The organism is Verminephrobacter eiseniae EF01-2 (assembly GCF_000015565.1).
GTDB classification, from domain to species: Bacteria; Pseudomonadota; Gammaproteobacteria; order Burkholderiales; family Burkholderiaceae_C; genus Acidovorax; species Acidovorax eiseniae.
Genome location: NC_008786.1, coordinates 5522943 through 5530736, shown reverse-complemented (window position 1 = coordinate 5530736; position 7794 = coordinate 5522943). Strand labels below are relative to the sequence as shown.

The 7794-nt window shown below is 68.1% G+C and carries 7 protein-coding genes; 1 reads left to right on the top strand and 6 read right to left on the bottom strand.

Annotation, left to right across the window (positions count from 1 at the left end):
• Window positions 1-338: 338 nt before the first annotated feature.
• The 6 genes from VEIS_RS31790 to VEIS_RS24215 all read right to left on the bottom strand — a co-directional run bounded on the left by VEIS_RS31790 (window position 339) and on the right by VEIS_RS24215 (window position 5224).
• A complete protein-coding gene (locus VEIS_RS31790; protein WP_408644638.1) occupies window positions 339-635 on the bottom strand; it encodes a hypothetical protein in 297 nt (98 codons plus the stop codon).
• Between the two features lie 255 nt (window positions 636-890).
• The gene (locus tag VEIS_RS24235) at window positions 891-1328 is read right to left on the bottom strand and encodes a hypothetical protein (RefSeq protein ID WP_041950330.1); all 438 of its coding nucleotides are present in this window, start codon (window positions 1326-1328) and stop codon (window positions 891-893) included.
• A 170-nt stretch (window positions 1329-1498) separates the two neighbouring features.
• The gene (locus VEIS_RS24230; RefSeq protein ID WP_011812658.1) at window positions 1499-1777 is read right to left on the bottom strand and encodes a virulence factor; all 279 of its coding nucleotides are present in this window, start codon (window positions 1775-1777) and stop codon (window positions 1499-1501) included.
• Window positions 1777-1977: a DUF5397 domain-containing protein gene (locus tag VEIS_RS24225; RefSeq protein WP_041951271.1), complete on the bottom strand. Its 201-nt coding sequence runs from the start codon at window positions 1975-1977 to the stop codon at window positions 1777-1779. The genes VEIS_RS24230 and VEIS_RS24225 overlap by 1 nt, the downstream gene beginning before the upstream one ends.
• Window positions 1978-2251: 274 nt before the next feature.
• The gene (locus tag VEIS_RS24220) at window positions 2252-2746 is read right to left on the bottom strand and encodes a cyanophycin metabolism-associated DUF1854 family protein (RefSeq protein WP_041950329.1); all 495 of its coding nucleotides are present in this window, start codon (window positions 2744-2746) and stop codon (window positions 2252-2254) included.
• A 51-nt stretch (window positions 2747-2797) separates the two neighbouring features.
• On the bottom strand, window positions 2798-5224 hold the full coding sequence (locus VEIS_RS24215) for a cyanophycin metabolism-associated ABC transporter (RefSeq protein ID WP_011812655.1): 2427 nt from the start codon (window positions 5222-5224) through the stop codon (window positions 2798-2800).
• A gap of 284 nt (window positions 5225-5508) precedes the next feature.
• Here VEIS_RS24215 and VEIS_RS24210 point away from each other — a divergent pair, with 284 nt between their 5' ends.
• On the top strand, window positions 5509-7734 hold the full coding sequence (locus tag VEIS_RS24210; RefSeq protein ID WP_011812654.1) for a cyanophycin synthetase: 2226 nt from the start codon (window positions 5509-5511) through the stop codon (window positions 7732-7734).
• Window positions 7735-7794: the final 60 nt, after the last annotated feature.

Sequence of the window (7794 nt, the reverse complement as noted above, 5' to 3'; positions counted from 1 at the left end):
GGTGCGAAAAATCCGGACGATTCACAGGGGCCTGACTGCGCGTGGATGCGGGCCTGCGGCAGGCCCCAAGCCCTTTCAGCGGGCCGTGCCAGGAAGGCGGTAACGCGGCCCGGGCGACGGGCTGTCTGCGCAGACCCGGCAAAGGCGTGAACGGTGTGAGCGGTGTTTGACGGCTGTGGGCACGGACCCACCCGGGCCGCAGCGCCGGCGGGGGTGCGATGGCACGGTGCGGCGGGGTTGCCTGTGCGCTGGTGGCACTGAAGGCGCTATGGGCACCAAAAAGGGTGCCGTTGGCAGACCAGGACCTGTTGCGCCCTGGCCACCGTATAGATAGTTGGTCAGCGGTTGGCGGGCAGTGACTGTATACTGCGGGCTGCGGGCTGCGGGCTGCGGGCTGCGGGCTGCGGGCTGCGGGCTGCGGGCTGCGGGCTGCGGGCTGCGGGCTGCGGGCTGCGGGCTGCGGGCTGCGGGCTGCGGGCTGCGGGCTGCGGGCTGCGGGCTGCGGGCTGCGGGCTGCGGGCTGCGGGCTGCGGGCTGCGGGCTGCGGGCTGCGGGCTGCGGGCTGCGGGCTGCGGGCTGCGGGCTGCGGGCTGCGGGCTGCGGGCTGATGTGACACTGGCAGCACCGCCGCCCATGTGCATGTGTGGTGCGAGCCGGCGGCCAAAGCCGGGCGGGCACTATCCCCGGTCAGTCCTGGCGGACAGGCCCCGGCCTGCGCCAGGCGGCGCAGGCAAAGGGCTTGGGGAAAGGCAGGGGGGCACGGCATGGGCGCACATCATACGTGATGATGTGAAACTTCATGCCGGCAAATGTTGTCGTTGCTCGTTTTATGGCGTATTTCCCGATCGGCGCTCTTTCGGGGGGGCCTGAAAACCGCCGCCAGCGCTTCGCTACATCTCGTCGATGCGCTTGACTTTCGGGGCGGCGTAGGTCAGTGGCTCGTCGTTTCTGGCCTGCGCGGCCAGGCGCTCTTGTAGTGTCGTTTTATTGATGGCCTGCGCCATTTCGACCGCGCTGCCGCTGGCGCGCCACATCGAGCGGATGAGTTCCAGCAATTGTATATAGATCGGCTCCTTGGGCGGCTCGGGTGGGTCTTTTTTTTTGACGGTGGTCCAATCATGGCTGGGCAGATCGGGTGCCACGGCCTTGTCTGGCGCCTGCACGGTGGTGCCGATGGCGCTGGTGTTGGCGGTGGTGCCTGGGGCGCGCCGGTCGCCGGTCTCGGCCGGGTCGGGGGCGTCGGGCGCTCGCGCGGCGCCTGCGGGTGGCACATCAGCGCCCTGGGGAGGACGCCAGTTCGGCGATCGATCGACAGGTGGCATTTGCATGGCTGTGGCCCGGGTGGTTGAGGTGCTCTGAGGGCTTGCGCGGGCAGCACGGGCAGTGCCAGGCAGCACGGGCAGCGCAAAGGGGCTTGCGGCCTCTTCGTACCTGCATTACGGCCAAACGAAGGGAAGGTTGAGGGGTTTTTCAGCCTGGCGCATATGGTTTTGGGGCATTACGACTTCACCACGGCAGTGAAGTCAGACCACTGCTCGATACGGAAAGCGCGGATATCGCGCACGGACTTTGGGAACCACATCCGGGTTCTCAGCGCCTGGATGGCAAGGAACAGGTTCGCCATGTTCTCGTCATCGGTGACGTACAGGCTACCCTGTACGCGGCGAAAGCCATACTCGCCAAGCACCGCGCCAATCTCGGTATACGCCTGTGTCACGCCCTTGGGGTGATGCTTGGCAGTGTCGGCCACCACCAGGTCGAAAGCTAGCGCGTACATCAGTGAGCCTGCGGGTCATCGATCAGATGCGACCAACGGTATTCCGCTTTCTCGCCCGTTTCGATCATCGTGATCTCGATCATCCAGTCCCCATCGCCCAACTGGCGAATGGCTCGACCCACTTCGTATTTCGGGCCCAACGGCCCAAAGCTCTTGAATTCGCCGACCGGAACGGCGGGCGGTGTGATGGCTGTCTGCATGACTTTGCCCCTATGGCGAAGGCCCCGGCATATGCCAAGGCCCCCTGATGACGAATTGAACGCCTTGACGATGGCCTGGGTTTGATCGTACAGGTACTGGTCCTTGGCTGCTTCGACAAAGGCTGCCGCGCCAGACTCCTGCACTGCCTGTCATGAATGATGGGCAGCGATCGGCGAAGCATCACCAGCGCTGGGGGTGTCGATCACGGCGCCGGGGGTCACTTTGGTGGCGTCTCGTGCCGAGGCAGGGCCGTCGGCGGTCGGCACGCCCGGTTCACAGAAAGCGCTCCAGCAGCCGCCGTGAATGCCGGTCCAGCGCTGTGCTGTCCTCGATGCAAAACTGCAGGCCGTCGCCGCTGGCGATCAGCAGTTGCGTGCGCGCGCCCAGGCGGCGGATGTCTTCTTCGGCCTTGAGCACCAGGCGGGTCAGGCCCCGGTCGGTTTCCACCTCCCAGGTGCTCGGGGTGGCAAAGCTGGAGACGGTGAGGATTTTTTCGATGACCGGCACGAACTCGCGCAGGGCCAGCGCTTGCTCGATCTGCGCGCGGACCGGGGCGGCCAGTTGATCGAGCCGGGCAATCCACAGCAGTTCGTGGCCGTCCTGGCCGAGCAGCGCAAGCCCCTGGGTCGGCGCGGCGATCGGAAAGGCGCGCACCGGCGTCACGCCTTCGTGCGCCGTGCCATCGGCGAATGTCAGCACCAGGCGGCCATGCGGGTTGCGCGCCAGCGTGAAGGCGGGCGGTGGCGGCGGCGGGGTGGTGGTGTTCATTGCGACATTCTCATCGTGGCATGGTGGCATCGATGGTGGCCGGCGGCTGTGTCATCGGTGGGCCGCCGGCTGGGCCGGGTGCGGCGGGCAGCGGGCGCTGGTCTGGTGGGTCTGGCTGTCCTGGTCGTTTTGGCTGCCCTGGCTGCCCTGGCTGTCTTGTCCGGTGCGGCGGGCCTGGGCTTCATGGAGCCGCCAGTAGGCGCCGCGCTGTTGCATCAGCGCGTCATGCGGGCCGACTTCGACCACTGCGCCTTGCTCCATCACGACCAGCCGGTCGGCTTTGCGCAGCGTTGACAGGCGGTGCGCGATGGCGATGGTGGTGCGGCCTTGCACCAGGTTGTCCAGCGCTTTCTGGATTTCGGTTTCGGTTTCGGTGTCCACGGCCGAGGTGGCTTCGTCCAGGATCAGGATGCGCGGGTCGATCAGCAGCGCGCGGGCGATCGAGATGCGCTGGCGCTCTCCGCCCGACAGGCCCTGGCCGCGTTCGCCGACCAGCGAGTCGTAGCCCTGCGGCAGGCGCAGTATGAATTCATGCGCATGCGCGGCGCGGGCTGCGGCCACGATGTCCTCGCGCCGGGCCTCGGGTTTGCCGTAGGCGATGTTCTCGGCAATCGTGCCGAAGAACAAAAATGGCTCTTGCAGCACCAGGCCGATGTGGCGGCGGTAGTCGGCCACGGCAAAGCGGCGGATGTCGATGCCATCGACCTGTATCGAGCCGGCACTGACGTCATAAAAGCGGCTGATCAGGTTCACCAGCGTGCTTTTGCCCGAGCCGCTGTGCCCGACCAGGCCGAGCATTTCGCCGGGGCGGATGTCCAGTTCCAGGTCTTTGATGACGGCGCGGTTGCCATAGCGAAAGCCCACGCCTTGCAGGCGGATGGCGCCCTGCATCCGCCCGATGGGCACGGGCTGCGCGGGGTCGGGCACGTTGCTCACATGGTCGAGGATGTCAAAGATGCGTTTCGCGCCCGCCGCCGCCTTTTGCGTGACCGAGACGATGCGGCTCATCGCGTCGAGCCGCCCGTAAAAGCGCCCGATGTAGGCGATGAATGCGGTCAGCACCCCGACCGTGATTTGCGCGTGCGCGACCAGCCAGATGCCGCAGGCCCAGACCACCAGCAGGCCGATTTCGGTCAGCAGCGTCACGGTGGGCGTGAACAGGCTCCAGGTCTGGTTGAGCTTGTCGTTGACTTGCAGGTTGTGCTGGTTGGCGTCGCGAAAGCGCCGGGCTTCGCGCTGTTCCTGGGCGAAGGCTTTGACCACGCGGATGCCCGGTATGGTGTCGGCCAGCACGTTGGTGACTTCGGACCAGACGCGGTCGATTTTCTCGAAGCCGGTGCGCAGGCGCTCGCGCACGCGGTGGATCATCCAGCCGATGAATGGCAGCGGCACCAGCGTGACCAGCGCCAGCCAGTGGTTGATGGAGAACAAGATGGCCGCGGTCATCGCGATCATCAGCAGGTCGGTGACGAAGTCGAGCGCGTGCAGCGACAGGAAGACGTTGATCCGGTCGGTCTCGGAGCCGATGCGCGCCATCAGGTCGCCGGTGCGCTTGCCGCCAAAGTAGTCCAGCGACAGGCGCAGCAGGTGCTCGTAGGTGCTGGTGCGCAGGTCGGCGCCGATGCGCTCGGATACCAGCGCCAGGATGTAGGTGCGCGCCCAGCTCAGTCCCCAGGCGGCCAGCGCCGACAGCAGCAGCGCGCCCAGGTAGAGCAGCACCAGGCCGGGGGCGATCTGCCGGCCGTTCTGGAACGGGATCAGGATGTCGTCCATCAGCGGGATGCTCAGGTACGGCGGCACCAGCGTCGCCGCCGTCGAGGCCAGCGTCAGCGCAAAGCCGGCGGCCAGTTGCCGGCGGTAGGGCCGCGCAAAGCGCCACAGGCGCAGCAGCACCCAGGTGGAGGTCGGCGCGGGTTGGGCGCGGGCGCAGGCCGGGCAGGCGTCGCTGTCGGGGGGGAGCGGGGTTTGGCACAGGGGACACAGGGGACACAGGGGGCACGGGGGGCCAACGGGGCCAACGGGGTCGGGGGCGGCGGCGCAGATGGCGGCCTTTTCCTCTTGCGCTGCGTTGCCGCCGTCCGCCCGGTCGTCCGCCCCGCCGGCGATCCGGGCGCTTTGCTGCTCAAAGCATTGCACCAGCCGCAGCGCCTGCGTGTGCCGGGCCAGCGTGAAGCGCCACTGCGCCAGGCGCGCCTGCGGGTCATGCAACTCCAGCGTGCCGACGCCGCCATGGTCTTGCAGGCGCAGCGTCAGCGCGGCGTTCAGCGGCCAACTGCGCCAGTGCGGGCTGCCCGCATCGCAGGTCAGCAGGCGGTCGGTGCTGAGCACCACCCAGGCTGCGGCAAAGCGCAGTGCGGCGCTCAGGTCAACCTTTAGCAGCGCCAGCACGTTCTCTTGGGGCATGAGCATGGCCCGCAAACCGGCCCCCACAGGGTCAGCAAAGACATCCGAGGCGTCCACACAATGGTGATGTTGCATTTTTGGCTGGTATTTCTGCCACTGGCAGTCTGCGCTGAGCGATTTCGTCGGTCGCGCCGGTCCCATCGCTGGCCCGGCGCGCGCCGGTCGCATGAAGCCGCGCATTGTCCCCGATACGGCAGGCCGGGCACCCTGGCGCAACGCTTCGGGCCGCCATTGGGCTGACGGCGCACCGGCCCGCGCTGCGACGCCCGCCACGAAGCCTTTCACGAAGCCCCTCCACGCATCCACCCGCAAAGCCCGCACCAGGGCTGGGAACACAGCCTCTGCACTGTCTTGTTTTCATGGCGACATTCGACGACATCCAACTGCTGCGCATCCAATACCTGCGCGGCCCGAATATCTGGACCTACCGGCCGGTGCTGGAGGTCTGGCTCGATCTGGGCGCGCTGGAGGAGCATCCCTCGCACCGCCTGCCCGGTTTCAATGAGCGCCTGACGGCCTGGCTGCCGGCGCTGATCGAGCACCACTGCGGCGTGGGCGAGCGCGGCGGGTTCTTGCAGCGCTTGCAGGAAGGCACCTGGTGCGGCCATGTGCTCGAGCACATCGTGATCGAACTGCTCAACCTGGCGGGCATGCCCACCGGTTTCGGCCAGACGCGCAGCACTTCGCAGCGCGGCCGCTACCGCATGGTGTTCCGGGCGCGCGACGAGAGCGTGGCGCGGGTGGCGCTGGCCCAGGGCCACCGTCTGATCATGGCCGCGATCAATGACCAGGCTTTTGACGTGCCGGCTGCCGTGGCCCGCGTGCGCACCGAGGTCGATGACCAGTACCTGGGCCCGAGCACGGCCTGCATCGTCGCGGCCGCGACCGAGCGGGGCATTCCGCATATCCGGCTCAACGATGGCAACCTGGTGCAACTGGGCTACGGCGCAGCACAGCGGCGCATCTGGACGGCCGAGTCCGATTTCACCAGCGCCATCGCCGAGGGCATTGCCAGCGACAAAGAACTGACCAAGGGCTTGCTGGCGTCGTGCGGCCTGCCGATCCCCGAGGGCCGGCTGGTGCACAGCCCGGAGCAGGCGTGGCAGGCGGCGCAGGACATCGGCCTGCCGGTGGTGCTCAAGCCCTCGGACGGCAACCACGGCCGAGGCGTGACGCTGGACTTGCACAGCCGTCAAGACATCGAGGCCGCGTACCGGCTGGCCGAGCCCGAGGGCAGCCAGGTGATGGTCGAGCGCTTCATCGCCGGCGCCGAGCACCGCCTGCTGGTGGTCGGCGACAAACTGGTGGCCGCAGCGCGCGGCGAGGTGGTCAGCATCACCGGCAACGGCCGCTCGACGGTGGCCGAACTGATCGATAGCCAGATCAACGCCGACCCGCGCCGGGGCTACGAAGAGGCGTATCCGCTGGAAGTCATCGACATCGCCACCCATGAGTCGGTGCAACTGGAGCTGCGGCGCCAGGGGCTCGAAGGCGATGGTGTGCCCGCCGCCGGGCGCAAGATCGTGGTGCAGCGCAACGGCAATGTGGCCATTGACTGCACGGACGAAGTGCACCCCGAGGTCGCCTACAGCGCGGTGCTGGCCGCCAAGGTCGTGGGGCTGGACATAGCGGGCATCGACCTGGTGGCGCAAGACATCGCGCGCCCGCTGCAAGAGCAAGGCGGCGCGATCGTCGAAGTCAACGCCGGCCCTGGCCTGCTGATGCACCTCAAGCCAGCCGTGGGCGCGCCGCGCCCGGTGGGCCAGGCGATTGCAGAGCATCTGTTTGCTGCGCAGGGGCAGGAGCCGGGCGAGCGGGCCGGGCGCATTCCGGTGGTGGGCGTGACCGGCACGCGCAGCACGGCGACCATCGCGCGCCTGGTGGCTTGGCTGCTGCACCTGAGCGGACGCCACACCGGCCTGGCCTGCCGGCAGGGCCTGTTCCTGGACCGGCGCTGCGTGCAAAGCGGCGACTGCACGCACTGGCAAGCCAGCCACCGCCTGCTGATGAACAACCTGGTGCAGGCCGCCGTGATCGAGAGCAACGCCCACACCATCTTGCGCGACGGCCTGGCCTATGACCGCTGCCAGGTGGGACTGGTGACCGACATGGACGGCCTGGAGCCATTGGCCGAATTCGACGTGCACGATCGAGCGCAGATGAGCCGGGTGCTGCGCACCCAGGTCGATGTGGTGCTGCCCGAGGGCGCCGCCGTGCTGAACGCTGCCATCGCCCAGGTGGCAGAGCTTGCCGCGCTGTCCGACGGCGCAGTGCTGCTGTATGCGCAGGACGCCAGCCTGCCCGTGATCTGCGCGCACCGCGAGCGCGGCAATGGCCGCGCCGTGCTCGTGAAAAACGGCCAAGTGGTGCTGGCCAGCGGCAGCGCCGAGCAGTGGCTCGGGCCGGTGTCGGAACTGCGCTTTGGCCGCCATGCGCTGCTGCCCGATATCGACGCGCTGCTGGCCGCCATCGCCGTCTGCTGGGCCTTGGGCATTGCCCCGGAACTGATCTGCGCGGGCATCAAGACCTTCGAGCCTGCCGAAGAAGAACTGCCTGCCGGAGCCGGTGGCGCGTGCGCAGCATGAACCCGCGCCCCGGCGCGCCGACCGCCCGCCGACCGACCCGCTGACCGACCGAGAGAGCAA